Here is a 20,258-nt window from a genome sequence, read left to right as displayed (position 1 = left end):
TATGTAGGCGCCATTCTGTGTATTACCTAGTATTAGCAGCGTGATACTGCGGATTTATCCGTCTGATTCTAAATGGCAGTGGGGTATGGATTTCTCAGTGCCACTTTTTCTTGAGAGGGACTTTAATAGTGCGATCTTTCCGTGCAATCGCTATGGCTGGAGCCGTGCGAGTGCGGTCTTTAGCTCGGGCGCAGTGGCAAACGCCAATCCGGTCAGTGCGGTCGCAGTCAAGGCGTTCAATAGCTCGCTTATGACTCCAGTGGTGGTTTCCCCGGTCGGACGTGCAGCTGCGGAGACTGCGCTACTTGATCCTCAGGTGCCGATTATTGTGCTCGGAGCCCGTCTCAATCCCGACTGCAGTGCTCCTGCTGTCTTGACGTCCCGATTGGAAACTGCACGTTCGCTGGCGCTGCGTCATCCTCTTAATCCGGTCATCGTCACGGGTGGTCGTACTCAGCCGGATTGCCAGACTGAGGCTGAGTACATGCGTGATGCGCTTGCAGCTATGGGGGTATGGAAGCGGCGAATCACGATGGAAACAAACTCAGACTCCACTGTTGAAAATGCGGCTGGCACTGCATACCTTGCGGAATCGGGAACCAGTGGCGTTCGTGCCGCTGTCATTGTGACTTCTCCAACGCACACACCGCGCGCACGCGACACCTATTCTGCTGCCGACGACTCGGCGCTGTGGCTGGCCGTCCCGTCGACTGTGAACTAGCCACTAGCCGTATACGGCCAGCGGCTAGCGGGGCGGTCATAATCGACTGGCCTATTGAGGCAGAAAAGCGAGAGGTTCCCTCGAGAGGATGGGTCTCTCGCTTTTCTTCAGGCGGATAATCGCCTGGAGATCCTAGGAATTAGTGAAGTTTGCCTCACGCTTCTCGGAGAACGCGGCCATGCCTTCCTTCTGGTCATTGGAGGAGAATAGGGAGTGGAAGGTGCGACGCTCAAAGAGCAGTCCCTGCGACAGCGTCATTTCGTAGGCCTGGTTAATCTGTTCCTTAATCTGGGTAGTGGCAACCAGCGACTTCGACGCAATGGTGTCGGCGACCTTCAAGGCCTCGTCGAGAAGCGCCTCCGGCTCGACGACGCGGGCGACCAGACCTGCGCACTCGGCTTCTTCGGCGCCCATCATACGGCCGGTGAGACACATCTCCATTGCCTTAGCCTTGCCAATTGCGCGGGTCAGGCGCTGCGAGCCGCCCATACCCGGAGAGATGCCGAGGTTGACCTCAGGCTGGCCGAACTTGGCTTTAGCGCCAGCGATGATGAAGTCCGCCATCATGGCGACCTCGCAGCCACCGCCCAGTGCGTAGCCGTTGACGGCGGCGATAACTGGAGTGCGGACGGAAGTCAGGACATCCCAACGTGCGAACCAATCGGAGATGTACATCTCGGTTCCGGACTTGTCCGCCATCTCCTTAATGTCTGCACCTGCGGCAAACGCCTTCTCGGAGCCGGTGATGATAATCGCGCCAATGCCTGCATCGTTGTCGAAAGCGGTGGCTGCTGCGCCGATCTCTTCCATGGTCTTGTGATTGAGGGCGTTCAGCGCCTTCGGGCGGTTCAGGGTAATAATGCCGACGCGACCGCGGATTTCGGTGAGGATGTTGGTGTACTCGGACATATTCGTGTCTCCAAAGCGGTAATAGAAATCAGGTTGTAAGCGAGGTTACCCGTGAGGCTGGATTTGGGTGGGGCTTCACGACGATTGCATCGCCGCTTTCCTGGGTGGGAAAGCGGCGGCAGGGTAGGTCAGCGCGGTCGGGAATTTGTTTTGTGGAGACTTGTGGCCGGAGCTGGAGTAACGACGTTATAAGAAAGTGCCGAAAACTTACTTACCTTTTGATGCCAAATGGAAGGTTTCTTCTTATACTTACGACGAAGCTAACAGTCCAATCGCGACAAAAGCTCATCAGATGACCGAAAACCTACGCAAAAGTTTGCATCCGCGGGCATATGTGGGGTCCATCGAGTGAAATGACTAAGCGCCACAGGAGTATTGATATGAATCCGGAAATGGAGACACGCTCGCTTACATCATCGAGTGTCGGTCTGGTTACCGAGGGAAACGGTAAGAGGGGCAAGTCATTCAAGCAACGAGTTTGGGCTTCAACAATTGCGGCTTTGCTGGCAGTGGGGCTGACTGCATGTGATGCAGATTCTTTGAAAAACGCTATGGGGGTCGGAGAAAGCTCTGCAACATCAACTTCGCAGGAAGAAAGTGCAGGGCAATCTCAGGGTGATGACAGCCAATCTTCGACTAGTGCGCCCAGTTCGGGGATGGAAAAACCCGATGATAGTTCCGATAAATCGGACACCGGTTCAGCGGAATCGGGCACCGATGTTGAGGGGATGGGTGATGGTTCGACCAAGCTGAAGCCTAGTAATCCAGAGAATGAGAAAATCTACCGCAATAGTCAAGGATGGGAGTTCCTCGAAAACTCAGCGCTTATTGCGCCGGGAGCTCGTTTTCTTGTGAAGGGTGCTGATGATTCGACTTCATCTTGTTCCTTTGCGTGGTGGGTATACAACAAGGATGAACCTCGGCGGCACTACATTACAAGTGCTGGGCACTGCGGGAACAAGGGAGACAACGTATACGTAGAGGATGAAAAAGGGAAGTTCTATAAAGTCGGACAATTTGTCTGGAGGTCGTATGACCCGGAGGCTAAGAACAACCGGACAGATCATGCATTGATTGAGTTGACTGTTAACCCTAAGAATGTTTACGGCACTCCCATGCTCAAGGGGGCGGAGTTAGCTGGCTGGGCAAGTCCTCAATGGCTCGAGCAAGAACAACCTCGTATTTGCCGTCTTGGGTACCGTAGTGGGCTTTCATGCGGCCCCTACAAAGAGACTGTGGGGAGTTACATGTTCGGCTTCGGAAATATTTCGGACCATGGCGATTCTGGCGGGGCAGTTTGGGCTGTGGATCCAGAAAACCCAAACCGGATTTATGCAGTGGGGATGACAAGTTACGGCTTCCCTCATGACGCAATTTCAAATGGTGCCGCAGCTCTATCTCCGTTGATTAAGCAGTTTAATTTGACCATTCTCCAGTGACTCGCCCGCTAGGTTGAGCTGCTCCTCATGGGTTGGACCGGAGGGCCGGTAGCTTTCTAGCAGAGGGTGTTTGGTCGCGGAATGATGAAAGGGCCTGGTTCCAATTAACTATCGGAAACCAGACCCTTGAATCCTTATTCGCTTAGAAAAACCGTTTCAAAAATTCAATGGTTCGTCCGTGTCGGTGAAAGCAGGAAAGCTCTTCAAGGAACGTCAAAGCGATTTAGCCTCGCTTGCGCAGTGAAACTACCAATGCGGCAATACCGGTGAGCGCGCCCACGAGGCCGAGTCCCAGGCCCCAGCCGCCAAGCGTGCTGCTGGAATCCTCGCTGGTGGCAGCTGCGGAATGCTCGATGTCATCCGAGTGGTTATCGCTGTGCTCTGTCTCGTCGGTGCCGTGATTATTGCCGTGGTCATGACTGTGACTGTGGTCGTGACCGTGGCTATGTTCATCGTCCTCCGACTTCTCAACCAGGTCCACGGTTGGGGCCGGGTAATCGCTATCGTGGTCCTTTTCAGCCCAGTTCATCGACCCTTTTTCACAGGTCTGCAGTGTCGGCACCTTAACCGTCGACGGCTTCGCGTCATCAGCCACCTTCACGCTGAGCGTTAGAGAATCCTTCAGGTCCGATGGCAGTGGCGTCTTTGCGGTGTAGATGACCTTCTGTACCTTTTCATTTTCACCGGAACCAGTCGACTCCTTCGTGACATCCCAGTTCGCGTTCACGTTCGGCGTGACCTTTTCGAACTCCTCCGGGATGGTGAACTCGACCTTCGTCGTTGGCGAACCGTCGCAGCCATGGCCGACCCCGAAAGCTAAATCCGTGTAGCCGCCAATCGGGGCAGACGACGGGGTTGCATGCACGTGTGCGGATGCAATGGCGGGGAAGGTGAGGATCAGCGCGGCGCTTGCCGACGCTACTGCGAGGCTGCAGCAAAAGTGGGAACGGTGGCGCTGTGCGTTCTGAGGCATGAAAAACTCCTAAATAAGTGGGATGAATTCTTGGCTCGATCGCCCCACGAGTGGGGAGAGATTGGACATGCATTGGTGGAGCCGCCAGAGCTGATTCGGTGTCGGGCCATGGGGTTAACAAGGACATGGCCTGTTGATGAGCCGGTGGCTGCAAAACACGTCAGGGGATTAGTCGGTTCGCTTTGCAGGAAAGTTCCCAGGGCTAGTGCTAAGAAGTTTTCCCCTGGAGGCCAGAGGTAGAATTTTGTATAGAAAATTGCGCTGTCGGCTACCGTGAGTGGCTTTAGAATATAGTTTTACAAAAATCTGTTATCGCGATGACCTGCGATGATGGAGATTTTTCTAGAAAAGTTGAGTCGGGTGGGAATAACTTTGCCCCATAGTCCGTTGCATAGCATGACAAACATTGAGTCGGACACGCTCAAGTTTGCTTGACAGATTTTCTACGGCAATGCAGACTTGAGCGCGTAAGACTTAAGGGCAATTCTTTTACTCTTCTAGAAAGGTGTTCATCATGGGACGCGCTGTTGGTATTGACTTGGGTACGACGAACTCCTGTGTCTCCGTCCTCGAAGGCGGCGAGGCTCAGGTGATTGCGAACGCTGAGGGTTCGCGCACCACTCCGTCGGTAGTTGCATTTGCAAAGAATGGTGAGGTCCTGGTTGGCCAGTCCGCTAAGAACCAGGCTGTCACCAACGTTGATCGCACTATTCGTTCGGTCAAGCGCCACATGGGTACTGACTGGAGCATCGAGATCGATGACAAGAAGTACACTCCGCAGGAGATTTCCGCTCGTACGCTGATGAAGCTGAAGCGCGACGCTGAGTCTTACCTGGGCGACGACGTCACTGATGCGGTTATTACCGTTCCGGCTTACTTCAACGACGCCGAGCGTCAGGCAACCAAGGAAGCAGGTCAGATTGCTGGTCTGAACGTCCTGCGCATTGTTAATGAGCCGACTGCTGCTGCACTTGCTTACGGCCTGGAGAAGTCCGACAAGGAGCAGACCATTCTGGTCTTCGACCTCGGTGGCGGTACCTTCGACGTCTCCCTGCTGGAGATTGGCGATGGTGTTGTTGAGGTTCGCGCAACTGCTGGTGACAACAAGCTCGGTGGCGATGACTGGGATCAGCGCATCGTTGACTGGTTGGTTGAGAAATTCCAGTCCAGCAACGGCATTGACCTGACCAAGGACAAGATGGCTCTGCAGCGTCTGCGTGAGGCTGCAGAGAAGGCCAAGATTGAGCTGTCCTCCTCGCAGCAGGCATCTATCAACCTGCCGTACATCACCGTTGATGCTGACAAGAACCCGCTGTTCCTGGACGAGACCCTGTCCCGTACTGAGTTCCAGCGCATCACCTCCGATTTGCTTGATCGCACTCGTAAGCCGTTCCAGCAGGTCATTGCTGACGCTGATGTTCCGGTTTCCGACATTGACCACGTCGTGCTGGTCGGTGGTTCCACCCGTATGCCGGCAGTCTCTGAGCTGGTCAAGGAACTGACCGGTGGTCGTGAGCCGAACAAGGGTGTTAACCCGGACGAGGTTGTCGCAGTTGGTGCTGCTCTGCAGGCCGGCGTTCTGCGCGGTGAGGTCAAGGACGTGCTGCTGCTCGACGTCACCCCGCTGTCGCTGGGTATTGAGACCAAGGGCGGTGTCATGACCAAGCTGATTGAGCGCAACACCACTATCCCGACCAAGCGTTCGGAGACCTTCACCACTGCTGAAGACAACCAACCGAGCGTTCAGATTCAGGTCTTCCAGGGTGAGCGTGAGATGGCTGCTGCCAACAAGCTGCTGGGCTCTTTCGAGCTGGGCGGAATCGCTCCGGCACCGCGTGGTGTCCCGCAGATTGAGGTCACCTTCGACATCGACGCCAACGGCATTGTCCACGTCACCGCTAAGGACAAGGGCACTGGTAAGGAAAACACGATCACCATCCAGGACGGCTCCGGCCTCTCCAAGGAGGAGATCGACCAGATGATTAAGGACGCTGAGAAGCACGCTGACGAGGACAAGAAGCGCCGCGAGGAGCAGGAAGTCCGCAACTCGGCTGAGTCCATGGCTTACCAGACCCGCAAGTTCGCCTCGGAGAACGAGGACAAGGTCTCCCAGGACATCCGCGACCGCGTTGAAGAGGCTGCCAAGGAAGTCGACGAGGCTCTGAAGGGCTCCGACATCGAGGCCATCAAGTCCGCCGTCGAGAAGCTGTCCACCGAGAGCCAGGAGATGGGTAAGGCTATCTACGAGGCTCAGGCAGCTGAGGGTGCAACCGCAGCCGAGGGTGCTGAGGCCGCTGACGCTGACGACAACGTCGTTGACGCTGAGGTCGTCGACGAGGATGAGAAGGACAAGTAAGAATGACTGACCAGGATCAGGGAAACCAGCCCACCCCGGAGGAGCCGGCCAACCTGGCCGATCAGGTCAACGAGGTCTTCGAGCAGGCCAAGCTTGACGACGACGTGGAGCCGGCGACCGAAAATGCCGCCGGCGACACCGCCGCGGAGGAAGCTGCAGACCCAGTTGCAGCCATCCAACGTGAGTTGGATGAGCGTACGGAGGACCTGCAGCGCCTGTCGGCGGAGTTCGCAAACTACCGTCGTCGAGTTGACCGAGACCGTGAGGCCGAGCGCGTACAGGCAAAGGCAAAGCTGGCTGGAGAACTGCTGGTTTTGGCTGATGACCTCGACCGGGCTGAAGAGCACGGCGACTTGGCAGACGGCACCCCGCTGAAGGCTTTCGCGGATAAGTTCCGCGGCGTGCTGACCGCACAGGGTGTTGAGGAGTTTGGTGCTGCAGGAGAGGAATTCGACCCGGACATCCACGAGGCTGTCCAGGATCTCTCCGAAGGGGATGACAAGGTTCTAGCCAATGTGCTGCGCAAGGGCTACCGCATTAATGACCGTGTCATCCGTACGGCGATGGTAATCATCGGCGATCCGCAGTAGCGGAGACACAAGTGACGCAGATTTCTTTGAATTAGTTTTTTGAAAGGAGGAGATGCACCATGACTCAACGGGAATGGGCAGATAAGGACTATTACGCTGACTTGGGCGTCTCTAAGTCTGCGTCACTCGACGAGATTAAAAAGGCCTACCGCAAGTTAGCCCGGGAGAACCACCCGGATAAGAACCCGGGCAACAAGGTTGCTGAAGATAAGTTCAAGCGAATCTCCGAGGCATACTCGGTGGTCGGTGACGAGGACAAGCGCCGCGAATACGATGAGCTGCGTGCAGCGCTCGCAGGTGGTTTCCGATTCCCCGGTGCCGCAGGTGCTGGCGGAGCCGGTGCTGCCGGTGGACGTGGATTCGACTTCGACGTGTCGGATCTCTTCGGCGGAGGTGCCGGATTCGGTGGCAATGCTGGTGGTGCAGGTGGCCTAGGTGATTTCCTGGGCGGCTTCGTAAACCGCAATGGTGGCGCTGGTGCTGCCGGGCGGCAGAAGGCCCGCCGTGGTGCGGATGTGGAGACAGAGATTACGCTCGATTTCCGCGAGGCCGCCCAAGGTGTCACTATCCCGCTGCAGCTCACCAACCCGTCGCCATGCACGAACTGCAATGGTTCGGGTGCAGCGCCGGGAACCTCGCCGGTGACGTGTACCACCTGTCACGGTTCGGGGTATGTCAAGGAGCAAAAGGGGGCCTTCGGCTTCTCCAGTCCGTGTGCGGATTGTGGTGGCCAGGGCACTCGCATTGAGAATCCCTGCTCGCAGTGTAACGGCACCGGTGTGACCACCCGCCGTCGTACCATCACCGTTCGCGTCCCCGCAGGTGTGGTGGACGGCCAGAAGGTTCGTCTTGCTGGCCAAGGTGAAGCGGGACTGCGGGGGCGTCCGGCCGGTGACCTCTTTGTCACCGTTCATGTTCGCCCGGATGAAGTCTTCACCCGCAGCGGCAATGACCTTGAGGTCACGGTGCCGGTGAGCTTCGGCGAACTCGCACTCGGCGGCACCATTACTGTGCCGACGTTGGGTGACAAGATTCGTGTGCGTGTGCCGGCTGGCACAGCCGATGGCCGAACACTGCGTGTGCGCGGTCGGGGTATCCCAAAGCGCAATGGCACTCCGGGGGATTTGCTAGTGACCGTGCGCGTGAAGGTACCGACCAATTTGGATGACAATGCCACTTCGGCATTGCGCTCCTACGTCGAAGCGGAGCGTGCTAGCGGGTTCAATCCTCGTGAGGGTTGGGCAGGTGCGAAATAATGTCCGACAACACTGAGGTCTATGTCATATCCGTAGCCGCGAATCTCGCCGGCATGCATGCGCAGACGCTGCGTAATTATGACCGACTCGGGTTAGTAACTCCACAGCGCACTTCCGGCGGAGGTCGGCGCTACACCAAACGCGATGTTGCGCTGCTGCGTGAGATTCAGCGTCTGAGTCAGGAAGACGGCGTCAACTTGGCCGGTATTAAGGCCATCATCGATCTGACTGAGCGGGTGGATTCGCTTGAACAGGAAAATGCAGAACTGAGAGAGCAGCTCTACCAGGCAAAGGCACAGGCTCGCCGCTCGCGTGGCGAACTGGTTCACGTCCCACGCTCTACGGCCGTGGTGATGTGGGAGCCGCGCACGCGGCGCGGGCGCAGAGGTGATCGTGTTGGGGAGGATAACCCACACGGGTGATTGAACGGACTAAGCAGCGTCGGCTGCTTAGTCCGTTTTCTCTTGGCTTGTTAATTTGGGCCGCGGATAAGCAACTGTTGATCTGAGACGCCGGTCAGCTATCAGTTAGCCACCGGTTGGTCTCGCGAGTGAAAACTTCATCGTCAAAGTAGTGTTCGATGTGTGGGTTGCCCTGAACGTGCCGATACTTTTGAGGAATATCCTGCACGGGAGTGACCATGAATTGGGCCAAGTCTCGCATGGACAGGCCACGCTCACTCAGGTTGAGTGCGTACGCGCCGAAGTCTTTATCCGCCGGGTTTTTCCCATGAATCCCCAGTTCGGCAGGAATCCGAATGGGGTCCATCGGGGACGTCGCCACCGCCACACGGTGGCTATTTTCATATTCGGGTCGGGCTGTACCGTCCGGCTTGAGCAGTTTCATGTCGTTTGCACGCTCCAGTCCAGGGCCAACACCTGGCGGAGCTATGAGCAGCACCCTATCCGCGTAGAGGCCACTACCAAGGGAGGCCTGCGAGACCACCGTCGCCCCATAGCTATAGCCGGCGACAACGTGCCGCTGAGTAGGAGACTGGGCATGGGCGGTAGCGCCACCGGCAACTGCAGTGTCACCGCTATCGACACCACCGGAACGCTCAATCAAACCGGCTTGCAAGTGCTGCAGCCGCTCTGCAGCAAAATTGTGATACTCGGTGCGTATGGCCTCACGGAGGTTGGGTGGCGCGTCATAGGAAAACAACACCACCGCCACATCCTCCGGATCTCCACCGGCGGCGTGGAAGGTCGCGGCTACACGCTCGAACTGCCTGCTAGCGTCCTCCGCGCTAGAGCTGGTACCGGGGACGAGAGTGATCACAGTCGATGCTCGCTCAACGTCACCGAACGCAATCGCAGAATGTCCAGGCGAGGACTCCAATAGTTGTCCAGGAGGCAGCCCCAAAGCCCTGGCGCGAGCGGACATGGCGGCATCTATCTCTGATAGCGGGCTACTCGAATACGCCCCAGCCAATCCGCTCCCAACTTCCAAGTCCCAACCACCGTCAATCTCTTTGTCGCTAGTGGTGCCAGTACTACGACCAGCCTGCGATGGCTGCAATCTACCCGAGCCACTAGCTCCGCTTGCCACCAGTGGTGAAAGAGCTGAGATTGCGCCCGCCGCCTTCTCATCGAGTCGGTTGAGTTCAGCCAAGGCCGACTGAATCCGAAGCTGCGAGGTTGCACGCCATTCGGCCATGGTGAAAGGCCCGGAAGGAATTTTGGGATGAACGAGGCTGCGCGCAATCGTAGACAGCATGCCCTCCGGTGGAGTCACCGCACCAGAAACCAGATTCACCTGAAACCCCAGGTTGGTTGCCTGGTTTACCGCGTCGGTAAGTTCGCGGATGACGTCGTTAAGCATGGCGGCGGTATCGCTGCAGCAGGCGGCGAGACGTTCGAGCGCTACGCTGCTCCGGCGCAGACGCGTGGAGCTGTGGGTGACAGAAGCCTCGGCGGCGCTGCGGTTGTCGCCGGCGAAGTCATCCTCTGAAAGCGCCTTGAGTGCGGCCTGGGAACTGTCGGCGGAATCGGCGAGGGCGCGCGCCCCGGAACGCAGTGCCCGGGCAAGCGTCTCCAGCGAATCCACACGCCACAGCAGCGCTTCGCCTACCGTGACCATGACAGCTTTTCCAAGGCGGCGGACTGGTCATGCTCGTGCGCGAGAGCGCTGACAGCGAGGGCATCGGCAGCCTGCGCAATAACGTCGATGTTTGTGCACGCGGCAAGCAATGATTCCGACCACTTCCCACAAGTAGTGGAGACAGCGGGGACAATCCGTGAACCGGGCAGGGCAGAGGTGAGCTCGGCGCTTCCCGGGGCAGCTGCGACGATGGTGGAAAGACCATCAATACGAGTGGAGATCTGCTGGTAAGAGCGGCTTAAGGCGGATAGTTGAGCTGGATTGACTGTGATGTGTTCGGCCATGTTTTTGATTCTGCTGGGTGGCGAAAGGCAGCGGAAGAGCATCTTCAGCGAACTGTGGATAACTCTGAGCGATAGCAACGCACGGCGACGTCCTGTGGATAACTTCAGGACAGTCAATCCGGGGGAGCCGGTAACATTTAGGCATGCGTATTGCACTGGCTCAGTTGGAATTGTCAGCATCGGTTGAAGAGAATCTGGACGCGGTAAAGGTGACTATCGCGCGAGCAGCACAGGACAACGCCGATTTGGTGGTCTTCCCCGAGGCCACGATGAAGGCGTTCAATTCCGGTCGCCTGGATGTCGTGGCGGAGTCCAGCAGCGATAGGTTCGTAGCGGAGGTCTCGCAGGCCGCTCACGATGCCGGAATCAGCGTGGTAGTCGGCATGTTCCGCCCGGCAGATGAAGTGGAGCGCGACGGTAAGACGATGCACCGCGTCTTCAATTCGCTGCTCCTGGCTTGGCGTGATGAGGACGGCCCCGGTGTCGAGTTCTACGACAAGCTCCACCTCTTCGACGCTTTCGGGTTTCGCGAATCCGATACCGTCGCGCCGGGCAACGCGCACGTGGTGTGTGATGTCCCGCTTGCCGACGGATCGTCGGTCGCCCTCGGCCTTGCGACATGCTTTGACATCAGGTTTCCGGAGCAATTCATTCAACTGGCCAACCTGGGCGCGGAGGTCATCGCGCTGCCCGCTTCGTGGAATGACGGACCGGGCAAGGTGACGCAATGGCAGACCCTGGTTTCGGCACGTGCCTTGGACAGCACTTGCGTGATCGCGGCCGTTGATGCGGCGCGGCCTGGTGGGGCTAAGGCCGCGGGTAAGGATGAGGGGCCTACCGGTGCGGGGCACTCTATGTTGGTCAATGCGGACGGTGGGGTTATTGCTTCGGCGGGCTACGGTCCGCAGCTACTCGTGGCTGATGCGGATGTGGCGGAGGTGGAACGGATTCGCCGCTCGATTCCGGTGCTGGAAATTCGCGACCAAGGCTAGCTGGGAAGCAATGAAGAGGGCCGAGCCGAGCTGAAAGCAGAAGTGGGGGAGCGAAGACAGCGGGTATTTAGCCGACAGTTCTACCGATTCGGCCGAAGTCCTTTATATTTCTAATCATGCTGCTCCACATCCTCTGGGTCATTGGAATTACGGCCGAAGGCGTCACCGGCGCACTAGCGGCCGGTCGAATGCGCATGGATCTCTTTGGGGTTTCAACAATTGCGTGCATGACTGCTATCGGCGGTGGTACCCTGCGCGATGTCATTCTCGGCCACTATCCGTTGGTGTGGGTTGCAAGCCCACAATATTTGCTGGTTATCGTCGGTGCGGCACTGATCACGGTGCTGTTGGCCGACTTCCTGATGAAGCACTTCCGAGTCGTGTTCTTGGTCGCTGACGCGATCGGTTTGTCGGCGTTTTCCATCATCGGTGCCCGCGTGGCCATGGAGATGGGGCACGGTGTCATCATCGCTATTGTCGGCGCCGTTCTTACCGGTGCGTTTGGAGGTGTGCTCCGCGACCTGATGTGTGACCGCGTCCCGCTGGTGTTCCAAAAGGAGCTCTATGCCTCCATCGCAGTCGTCGCGGCGACGCTTTACTACGTGCTCGACATGGTTGGCCTGCACGAGAGCATCAACATTATCTGCGCTGTACTGTCGGCGCTGTTCATTCGACTAGCGGCGCTGTGGCGTGGCTGGTCGCTGCCGGTGTTTGACTACCAGGGGCGCGATTAAAAAAGCTCCCGCACCAAGAAAACCTGGTGCGGGAGTTTTTAGTTGCGCTAGCGGCTACCTAGAGGTGCGCACAAGCGCAAATGCACAGCGGACGATTAGGAAATCGAAGCCTCGTAGATGCCCTTGACGGACTCAGCCATGGTTGCGTTGAAGTCTTCGTCGGACTGCTGAGCAGACAGGCCCTCAGACAGTGCACGGGAGAAGGAAGCAATCATGCCGTGGTTGCGGGACAGGCGCTCGTTGGCGTCCTCGCGCTCGTAGCCACCGGACAGGGCGACGACGCGCATGACCTTCGGGTGCTCAATCAGCGGCTTGTACAGGTCATCCTTGGTCGGGATGGAAACCTTGATCATGACCTTCTGGTCATCGGCCAGGTCATCCAGGCCGGCGAGCAGCTCGCGCAGGACAATGTCCTCAGCCTCTGCCTTGTCGGCAGCGTTGATGTCGACCTCCGGCTCCAGAATCGGAACCAGACCGTGGGACAGAACCTGCTTGCCGAACTCGAACTGCTGAGCAATGTTGGCCTTGATGCCCTCTTCGTTTGCCTCAGCAATGAAGGAACGCATCTTGGTGCCGAAAATGCCCTTAGCGACACCGCGCTCCAGCAGCTCATCCAGGCCCGGGCACGGCTTCATAAGCTGAACGCCGTTTTCCTTGTCTGCCAGGCCCTTGTCGGTCTTCAGGAACGGGACGATGCCCTTCTTTTCCCACAGGTACTGAGCGGTCGGGATTCCCTCAATGTCGCGATCCATGGTCTGCTCGAAGAGAATCGCGCCAATAATCTGCTCAGAGTTGAAGGACGGGGAAGTGATGATGCGGGTACGCATCTCGTGAACCAGGTCGAACATTTCATCTTCGTTCGAGTACTGATCCTCGTTGATGCCGTACAGGCGCAGAGCCTTCGGGGTGGATCCACCGGACTGGTCGAGAGCGGCGATGAAGCCCTTGCCCTCAGTCATCTGACGTGCCTGCTCGATGTTCATTCGAGTCCTTTCGTGAGAATGAAGGAATGTCATCTACCAGGGTAACCAAAACAGTATGAGTGCGCTGCCCGCCCATCACTCACATGGGGGAAGTCGAAGCAGGCGGGAGTGCGCTGGTGAGGGCGTCGGACGGTGTATTGGAGTGCGTCCGCGCGTGGTTTCTGGAGCTCTCCAATGTTTTCTAGTGCTTTCCGGTGCGCTACTGCGCTTAACGACACTGCCGAGCGCAATCCTTTTCGCTGTGGATGTGGCGTGAATCACAGTATGAAATTGTAAAATTTGAAGTTGAGTGGAACAGACTCAAGGCTGAATACGTTATGGGTAGTGAATGACAAAGTTGAGTCAAAGGGGCGCAAGTTATGAGTTTTACACCAACAACTAAGACTGGAGAAGTTCTCCAGGAAGCTATGAAGGCCGCGACCAGCGCGGGTAACCCGGATATTCGGCCTGGGCACATTCTGGTAGCGCTGCTGGAGCAAAAGGAGGGTATTGCGGCTCCGCTGCTTGAGGCAGCGGGTGTTAATCCTTCCGGGGTTTTGACCCGCGCTAAGGAGCTGGTCGCTGGGTACCCGTCGGCAAGCGGGGCGAATATGGCGAACCCGCAGTTTAATAGGGACGCCGTTAATGCACTGAACGCTGCCGAGGAGCTGGCGGGCGAGCTTGGAGACGAGTATGTCTCCACGGAAATCCTGCTTATCGGTGTAGCAACTGGCCAGTCGGAGGCGGCAACTGTACTGCAATCGGCGGGCGCTACTGCCGAGGCATTAAAGGGTGCGCTGACTAGCGTGCGTGGATCGAGGAAGGTAACAACGGAGAATCCGGAAGAGCAGTATCAGGCTCTGGAAAAATATGCGACGGATTTAACCGCGCGGGCACGTGAGGGCAAGATTGACCCAGTTATTGGCCGCGATGCAGAGATTCGTCGCGTGGTACAGGTCTTGAGTCGTCGTACCAAGAACAATCCTGTGCTCATTGGTGAGCCGGGCGTTGGTAAGACGGCAATTGTCGAGGGGCTCGCACGACGCATTGTTGCAGGTGATGTGCCGGAATCTCTGAAGGGCAAGACGCTGATGAGCCTGGATCTAGGCTCCATGGTCGCCGGTGCGAAGTACCGCGGTGAGTTCGAGGAGCGCCTGAAGGCGGTTCTGGACGAGATTAAGGAATCCGACGGTCAGATTATTACCTTCATCGATGAGATTCACACCATCGTTGGCGCTGGCGCCACGGGTGATGGCTCGATGGATGCGGGCAACATGATTAAGCCGATGCTGGCTCGTGGTGAGCTCCGCCTGGTCGGTGCGACGACCTTGGATGAGTACCGCAAGTACATCGAGAAGGATGCTGCGCTGGAGCGTCGTTTCCAGCAGGTCTTTGTCGGTGAGCCGAGCGTTGAGGACGCCATCGGTATTCTGCGTGGCCTGAAGGAACGCTACGAGGTCCACCACGGTGTCCGTATTCAGGACTCCGCGCTAGTGGCTGCGGCAACGCTGTCGGATCGCTACATCACATCCCGCTTCCTGCCGGATAAGGCCATTGACCTGGTGGATGAGGCCGCATCGCGTTTGCGTATGGAGATTGACTCCTCGCCGGAGGAAATCGACTCCGCGGAACGTATTGTGCGCCGCCTCGAAATCGAGGAAATGGCCCTGGAGAAGGAAACTGACATCGCGTCGAAGGAGCGTCTGGACAAGCTTCGTGAGGAACTTGCAGATGAGCGCGAGAAGCTCAACGCTCTGAAGACTCGCTGGCAGAACGAGAAGTCCTCGATTGATGATGTTCGCTCCGTTCGCGAAGAGCTCGATGCCCTGCGCACTGAGTCCGAAAAGGCTGAGCGCGAAGGTGACTACGGGCGCGTCGCAGAGCTGCGTTACGGGCGCATTCCTGAGTTGGAGAAGAAGCTGGAGGCCGCCGAGGAATCGGTCGCTGACGCAGAGGAAAACTCCATGCTCAAGGAGGAGGTTACGCCTCAGGAAGTCGCTGAGGTTGTCTCCGCCTGGACGGGTATCCCGGCTGGCAAGATGATGCAGGGCGAAACCGAGAAGCTACTGGAAATGGAGCTCAACCTCGGCCGTCGCGTCGTTGGTCAGAATACCGCTGTGGAGGCTGTCTCCGATGCTGTCCGCCGTTCGCGTGCGGGTGTTGCCGATCCGAACCGTCCGACTGGTTCCTTCCTGTTCCTCGGTCCAACTGGCGTTGGTAAGACGGAGCTGGCCAAGGCGCTGGCGGAGTTCCTCTTCGACGATGAGCGTGCGATGGTTCGCATCGATATGTCCGAGTACGGCGAGAAGCACTCTGTCGCTCGTCTGATTGGTGCCCCTCCCGGATACGTCGGCTACGACGCTGGCGGTCAGCTCACCGAGGCTGTTCGTCGCCGTCCGTACACCGTCGTGCTTTTCGACGAGGTTGAGAAGGCTCACCCGGACGTGTTCGATGTGCTCCTGCAGGTGCTCGATGAGGGGCGCCTGACTGATGGTCAGGGTCGAACCGTGGACTTCCGAAACACGATTCTGATTCTGACCTCCAACCTCGGTGCTGGTGGTACGCATGAACAGATCATGGACGCGGTCAAGATGGCCTTCAAGCCGGAGTTCATCAATCGTCTCGACGATGTAGTGATCTTCGATCCGCTGACCTCCGAGCAGCTGCGCGGCATTGTGGACATTCAGGTTCGCAACCTGGCGGAGCGTCTGGCTGCACGTCGTCTGGTGCTGGATGTCTCCGATGGGGCACTGGATTGGCTGTCGGAGCGCGGCTACGACCCGGCCTATGGTGCCCGTCCGCTGCGTCGCCTGGTGCAGAAGGCAATCGGCGATGAGCTGGCACGTCGACTGCTCGCGGGCGATGTTCGCGATGGTGACCGAGTAGAGGTTACGGTTGCTGACGATGGCGAGTCGCTGAAGGTTGTCGGCTATGGCGAGGACGGCGTAGCCCGGGTCTAGGGCGCCCAATCCTCAGGGCGATACCTGTTCAGCAGGCTGTCCGTTTGTTGGGGCGGTTTGGGAGATTTTTCTCCTGAACTGCCCCTTTTTTGTGCTTTTGTTGTCCGGGCTTATGTCCCTTGCGGCCGATCGCGTGGGCTTGTTGCATTCCGGTCGGCCTGGGGTGCGCCGGTATAGTGCGCAAATATGACTAACTTTCAGTGGCGACCAGCGACAGACTCCGACCGCCCCTTCATTGCCTGGATGGACGAACTAACGGAAACGTTCGGAGATGAAAGTCAGCCACTGCCGGAAGACTATGTAGTGACGAGGCGTCAATACGTCGACCAGTGGGACGCGAGTCAGGGCGGGGTTATCCTTTTCGCCACTTCGCTTGACGACGCTGACCTCGAGTCGCTCAGTGGCGACATGACCCGCACTGACCCATTTGAACCGAGGGTTTCTCGCGAGGCTACTTACAGTGCGGCCGCCATTAAGGCGGAATGGTTGGAGCGCGGGGATTCGTCGTCAAGCGAAGAATGCGAGGGCTATGAAGTGCCGGTGGGGGCGGCCTGGCTGCGTACGTTTACGAAGGACGATCCGGGGTACGGTTTTGTGGGAAATGGGATTCCTGAGGTAGCGATTGCGCTGCGTCCGGGTGTAGTCGGACGCAGGCTGTCGCAGCCGATGATTGCGGGGCTTCTTGAGTATGCGCGTGAGCTGGGGTACCCGGGGGTTAGTCTGGCTGTCCATGATGCCAACCCGCGGGCGGCGAAAGCTTATGTGAAGGCGGGGTTTGAGCTAGTGGGGCGCTCGAGCTTCCCGGACCACGATGTGATGGTGGTGCGGTTTTAGGCTTTCGGCGTGCAGTTTTTTTTGGGGGGGGGCTGCGCGGGTTGGTCGGGTTTTTAGGGCGGATGGTGGGGTATTCGAGCTCTGGAAGCACGGCAGTGTTTCGGAAAAAGATTCGAAAAAGTTGACTTAGGGGGTTGTGGGGTGTCGAATGGGTGTGCGATAATATGGGGAGGGAAATTAGTTAGTCCATTTGGGGATTCGGATTGCTAGCGTTTTAAAAGGGGGTGGGGGAAATGGCTACACCATCGGCGCCAAACGGCAGTGGACCGCTTTCGACATCTCAGGTTTTAGATGCGGTTGCGCAGTTTGAAGCTCTGTCGACAGTCATCGTAGAGAACTTCGAAGTACTTGCGCCGGATCATGCGCACGATGCATATAAGTCGATTGAGAAAGCACGAAAACGACTCGCAGTAATTGATGCGGCTTATGTGGAGACCATGAAGGGGCGGATGCCCAGCGCGGAGCATCGAAAGATTGCGTGGCTAGCGCAGGAGATGCGAATCTCGCGAGCAGAAGCGAGGCAGCGTATCAACGTCGTCGGGCGCCTGAGTAGGAATGTTGATCCGTTTGCTCCGGCGAATGAGGATGTGCGAATGCCGAACCTTCGTCAGAAAGTTGAGGAAGGTGTTGTCGGTGCGGATGCTGTTTCGAAGATTGACAAAGCCGTTCGTGAGCTGCCGGCAACGGAGCATGCACAGCTGTCTAGGCTGCTGGACAAGCACATTGCAGATTTAGTGGACAAAATCCGTGTTGATGATCTCAATAAATTGCCGAACCGCCTGCGGGCGATGTTGGGGGTTGATGACCCGTATACGGATGAGGACCGCGCTCGGAAACGAAGCCTAAAAATCGGTGCTCAGGGGCCGGACGGCATGAGCCGGTTGAGCGGTGTGGTTACGCCTTCGTTTGCAGCGGTGCTCAAAAGGCTGCAGGCGGATCATGCGCGCCCTGGCGGGTTGCTCGAAGAAGGTGCCGATGACCAGCGGAATCCGGAGCAGCGTTTTCATGATGCCGTGGAAGCGGCGGTGAATGGGGGCTTTCAACCAGGCGGTGACCTTCAGCCGGCGCGGGGGACGACATCGGTGGTCACCGTCGCGCATATCGCAGATGTGGCAGCGCTAGCTGGAGTCTCCTTGCCTGATGGGAAAGATTTTGTACTTCCTGGATCGGGCAAAGCGGTCTCTGATGCGGGAGTGCGAATTTCCATTAGTCAGGCCGTGCAACAGATGGTTGATAGAAATTCGTTCCTCCAAGTCTTGGGGAATGAGGGGCAGACCATGTACTTTGGTCGGTCCCGCAGGCTGGGGACTTTGCCGCAGTATCTGGCCCTTCTTGGAGAGGAAGGAGGTTCCTCCGCGCCGGGCATGGGCACTCCGGGAGCTATGTGTGATGTTCACCATGTGCAGTCGTGGTCTTCCGGTGGTGGCACTGATCTGGATAATCTCACGTTGGTTGATCCGGGTACGCATCGAAAGATCGATGATGCTCGATGTGATGAAAATGCTTGGTGGACGCTTCGGCCGGATGAGGTGCCGGGGATTCTAGGAACTGACGAAGGGGGCGGGGTTAGTGGGGAGTGCGAGCCGGCTTCTACCGATCGTGTGGTCTGGGTGGCCCCGAAAGGCAAGGAAGGAAACCGAAAAGCGGAATCCAATGAGGACCCCGATACGTTCGATAGCCCGGGGCGCTGGTTGCGTCGTAAAGCGCGAGAGAAACGGGCGGGGGACACAGCGGATGGCAATGGTGAGACGGGACAGGATCCCGGTGGGTAGTCGGGTAGGGAGCGGGGTCCTGGCTTAGAGGCTGATCTTCCGTTTCGTAGTCAGCTTTGCGTTAATGAAGCGGTTGAGGAAAGGGGCACCGACGCTGGCGGCATAGTGCAGCAATTTTGTCGGCAGGCTGACGGGGAAGTCAGCCTTAGTAATCGTGCCCTGTTTCTGGTCGATGCAGTCGACGATTGCGTTGGCGAAGTCAGCTGGTGTGATGCGAATACCCATGCGCTTGGTGCCGTCAGTGCTGACATTTTCGAGCAGAGACGTCAACAACTCCGACGGTTTAGCCGCGGGAAAGCAGTTTTTCTGCGGTGGCACGGCCGATTCCATGGCCTGCGTTTGAGATGAAAACGGCCAGGTGGGCAGCATCTTCAGAGATCTTCCCAAGCTCCTAGTTTTAATAACGTACATATCGCGCTACCAAGTCAATCGATTTAGAATCCGGGATTATGACAACATCCATCTCGGTACAAGAGCTTCGTGACAAGATTGCCGGCGGCGGTCGCATCGTCGTCGTTGACGCACGCTGGTCGCGCGCTAAAAAACCATATGACTCCTACGCTACGGCTCACATCCCTCTGGCCGTGTTTTGTGATCCCGAGTTGGATCTAGCGGGTGTTCCCAGCCGAGAAGCTGGTCGCAACCCGCTGCCGGATATCGAGCGTGTGCGCGATGCCGTCCGTCGTTGGGGAGTCCGCTCGGAGCATCTGGTGATCGTCTACGACGCGGGCGATGGGCTGTTCGCGTCACGTGCTTGGTGGATTCTGCGCTGGGCGGGTCTGGAGAATGTGCGTGTCCTCACCGGCGGGTTAGCTGCTTGGGAAGCAGATGGAAACGAGACTGCCTTCGGTCCCGGCAATCTGCCGCAGCCTGGAACGATTGCGGTGAGCGAGGGCAATATGCCTGTTGCCAGCCTCGACGACGTACGCACCTGGTCTGAACGTGGAATTTTGGTGGATGCGCGTGAGCCCAGCCGCTTTGAAGGCCGCAGTGAGCGCGTCGATCTGCAGGCAGGTCACATCCCGGGTGCCGTGAACCTGGCGGCTCGCAGTCTGCAAAATGCCGACGGCTCCTTCCTGCCTGTTGAGCAGCTCCGTGAGCGCTTTGCCTCCGTAGGTATCGAAGCCGGTCGTAATGTAGCGGTCTACTCCGGTTCCGGTCTTCATTCCTCACTGTTCATACAGGCCATGGAAGAAGCGGGCATTACTGACGCCTCGCTGTATGTCGGAGGCTGGTCCCAGTGGGCTGGCAATCCGAGCCTGCCTATCGTCCGTTTCTAAGCGGCGCCGGACTCGCATGTGTCCGGGGCAGGGCGACCGCCCCCAGGGAACCCCTGATGCGTCGTCCATGTGGATATTTCCCCTCGCCCTTACGGT

Annotated in this window: 18 protein-coding genes; 12 read left to right on the top strand and 6 right to left on the bottom strand. The window is 57.8% G+C overall.

From position 1 onward, the window contains the following. Positions 1 to 193 precede the first annotated feature (193 nt). Complete coding sequence (locus tag HMPREF2847_RS02625) at positions 194 to 721, top strand: YdcF family protein (protein WP_246821913.1); 528 nt, start codon at positions 194 to 196, stop codon at positions 719 to 721. Positions 722 to 853: 132 nt separating this feature from the next. Here HMPREF2847_RS02625 and HMPREF2847_RS02620 read toward each other — a convergent pair whose 3' ends face one another. Continuing rightward, a complete protein-coding gene (locus HMPREF2847_RS02620) occupies positions 854 to 1,630 on the bottom strand; it encodes an enoyl-CoA hydratase (protein ID WP_070851425.1) in 777 nt (258 codons plus the stop codon). Positions 1,631 to 2,010: 380 nt separating this feature from the next. On the opposite strand from HMPREF2847_RS02620, the gene HMPREF2847_RS02615 reads away from it, so the two are divergent. Continuing rightward, positions 2,011 to 3,069: a chymotrypsin family serine protease gene (locus HMPREF2847_RS02615; protein WP_070851424.1), complete on the top strand. Its 1,059-nt coding sequence runs from the start codon at positions 2,011 to 2,013 to the stop codon at positions 3,067 to 3,069. Positions 3,070 to 3,292: 223 nt separating this feature from the next. Here HMPREF2847_RS02615 and HMPREF2847_RS02610 read toward each other — a convergent pair whose 3' ends face one another. Then, the gene (locus HMPREF2847_RS02610; RefSeq protein ID WP_070851423.1) at positions 3,293 to 4,042 is read right to left on the bottom strand and encodes a YcnI family protein; all 750 of its coding nucleotides are present in this window, start codon (positions 4,040 to 4,042) and stop codon (positions 3,293 to 3,295) included. A gap of 514 nt (positions 4,043 to 4,556) precedes the next feature. Here HMPREF2847_RS02610 and dnaK point away from each other — a divergent pair. From dnaK to HMPREF2847_RS02590, 4 genes are read left to right on the top strand one after another with little or no spacing between them, the layout of a single operon-like run. After that, positions 4,557 to 6,398: a molecular chaperone DnaK gene (gene dnaK, locus HMPREF2847_RS02605; RefSeq protein WP_016421564.1), complete on the top strand. Its 1,842-nt coding sequence runs from the start codon at positions 4,557 to 4,559 to the stop codon at positions 6,396 to 6,398. Between the two features lie 2 nt (positions 6,399 to 6,400). Next, entirely contained in the window at positions 6,401 to 6,988 is a 588-nt protein-coding gene (gene grpE / locus HMPREF2847_RS02600; protein ID WP_038626795.1) for a nucleotide exchange factor GrpE, read from the top strand. Positions 6,989 to 7,047: 59 nt separating this feature from the next. Next, positions 7,048 to 8,244 (top strand): molecular chaperone DnaJ, encoded by a 1,197-nt coding sequence (gene dnaJ, locus HMPREF2847_RS02595; protein ID WP_070595703.1) that lies wholly within the window; start codon positions 7,048 to 7,050, stop codon positions 8,242 to 8,244. After that, positions 8,244 to 8,666 carry a heat shock protein transcriptional repressor HspR gene (locus tag HMPREF2847_RS02590; protein ID WP_038626791.1) on the top strand — a complete coding sequence of 141 codons (423 nt, stop codon included), beginning with the start codon at positions 8,244 to 8,246 and terminating at the stop codon, positions 8,664 to 8,666. Before dnaJ ends, HMPREF2847_RS02590 begins: the two co-directional genes overlap by 1 nt. Before the next feature lie 94 nt (positions 8,667 to 8,760). Here the strand turns inward: HMPREF2847_RS02590 and HMPREF2847_RS02585 are convergent, their stop codons facing one another. Next, positions 8,761 to 10,323, bottom strand: a complete 1,563-nt coding sequence (locus HMPREF2847_RS02585) for an alpha/beta hydrolase (RefSeq protein WP_070851422.1) — start codon at positions 10,321 to 10,323, stop codon at positions 8,761 to 8,763. Continuing rightward, positions 10,311 to 10,628, bottom strand: a complete 318-nt coding sequence (locus HMPREF2847_RS02580) for a hypothetical protein (protein ID WP_070549985.1) — start codon at positions 10,626 to 10,628, stop codon at positions 10,311 to 10,313. The genes HMPREF2847_RS02585 and HMPREF2847_RS02580 overlap by 13 nt, the downstream gene beginning before the upstream one ends. A gap of 143 nt (positions 10,629 to 10,771) precedes the next feature. Here HMPREF2847_RS02580 and HMPREF2847_RS02575 point away from each other — a divergent pair, with 143 nt between their 5' ends. Together HMPREF2847_RS02575 and HMPREF2847_RS02570 are read left to right on the top strand one after the other, a co-directional pair. Next, a complete protein-coding gene (locus tag HMPREF2847_RS02575) occupies positions 10,772 to 11,620 on the top strand; it encodes a nitrilase-related carbon-nitrogen hydrolase (protein WP_070851421.1) in 849 nt (282 codons plus the stop codon). Positions 11,621 to 11,736: 116 nt separating this feature from the next. Then, positions 11,737 to 12,354, top strand: a complete 618-nt coding sequence (locus tag HMPREF2847_RS02570; RefSeq protein ID WP_038626783.1) for a trimeric intracellular cation channel family protein — start codon at positions 11,737 to 11,739, stop codon at positions 12,352 to 12,354. Between the two features lie 95 nt (positions 12,355 to 12,449). On the opposite strand, the gene HMPREF2847_RS02565 is transcribed toward HMPREF2847_RS02570, so the two are convergent. Beyond that, on the bottom strand, positions 12,450 to 13,337 hold the full coding sequence (locus HMPREF2847_RS02565) for a fructose bisphosphate aldolase (RefSeq protein ID WP_070560409.1): 888 nt from the start codon (positions 13,335 to 13,337) through the stop codon (positions 12,450 to 12,452). A 359-nt stretch (positions 13,338 to 13,696) separates the two neighbouring features. On the opposite strand from HMPREF2847_RS02565, the gene clpB reads away from it, so the two are divergent. The 3 genes from clpB to HMPREF2847_RS02550 all read left to right on the top strand — a co-directional run bounded on the left by clpB (position 13,697) and on the right by HMPREF2847_RS02550 (position 18,882). Next, the gene (gene clpB, locus HMPREF2847_RS02560; protein ID WP_070851420.1) at positions 13,697 to 16,276 is read left to right on the top strand and encodes an ATP-dependent chaperone ClpB; all 2,580 of its coding nucleotides are present in this window, start codon (positions 13,697 to 13,699) and stop codon (positions 16,274 to 16,276) included. 186 nt (positions 16,277 to 16,462) lie between these two features. Next, positions 16,463 to 17,110, top strand: coding sequence for a GNAT family N-acetyltransferase (locus tag HMPREF2847_RS02555; protein ID WP_070851419.1), 648 nt, complete (start codon positions 16,463 to 16,465; stop codon positions 17,108 to 17,110). 233 nt (positions 17,111 to 17,343) lie between these two features. Next, positions 17,344 to 18,882 (top strand): HNH endonuclease signature motif containing protein, encoded by a 1,539-nt coding sequence (locus tag HMPREF2847_RS02550; RefSeq protein ID WP_070851418.1) that lies wholly within the window; start codon positions 17,344 to 17,346, stop codon positions 18,880 to 18,882. A gap of 24 nt (positions 18,883 to 18,906) precedes the next feature. Here the strand turns inward: HMPREF2847_RS02550 and HMPREF2847_RS02545 are convergent, their stop codons facing one another. Further along, a complete protein-coding gene (locus HMPREF2847_RS02545; RefSeq protein ID WP_187401116.1) occupies positions 18,907 to 19,269 on the bottom strand; it encodes an SDR family oxidoreductase in 363 nt (120 codons plus the stop codon). 62 nt (positions 19,270 to 19,331) lie between these two features. On the opposite strand from HMPREF2847_RS02545, the gene HMPREF2847_RS02540 reads away from it, so the two are divergent. After that, entirely contained in the window at positions 19,332 to 20,162 is an 831-nt protein-coding gene (locus HMPREF2847_RS02540; protein ID WP_070560411.1) for a sulfurtransferase, read from the top strand. Positions 20,163 to 20,258: the final 96 nt, after the last annotated feature.

The organism is Corynebacterium sp. HMSC074C03, from assembly GCF_001838285.1.
Taxonomy (GTDB): Bacteria; Actinomycetota; Actinomycetes; order Mycobacteriales; family Mycobacteriaceae; genus Corynebacterium; species Corynebacterium amycolatum.
This window is presented reverse-complemented; position numbering and strand designations above follow the sequence as displayed.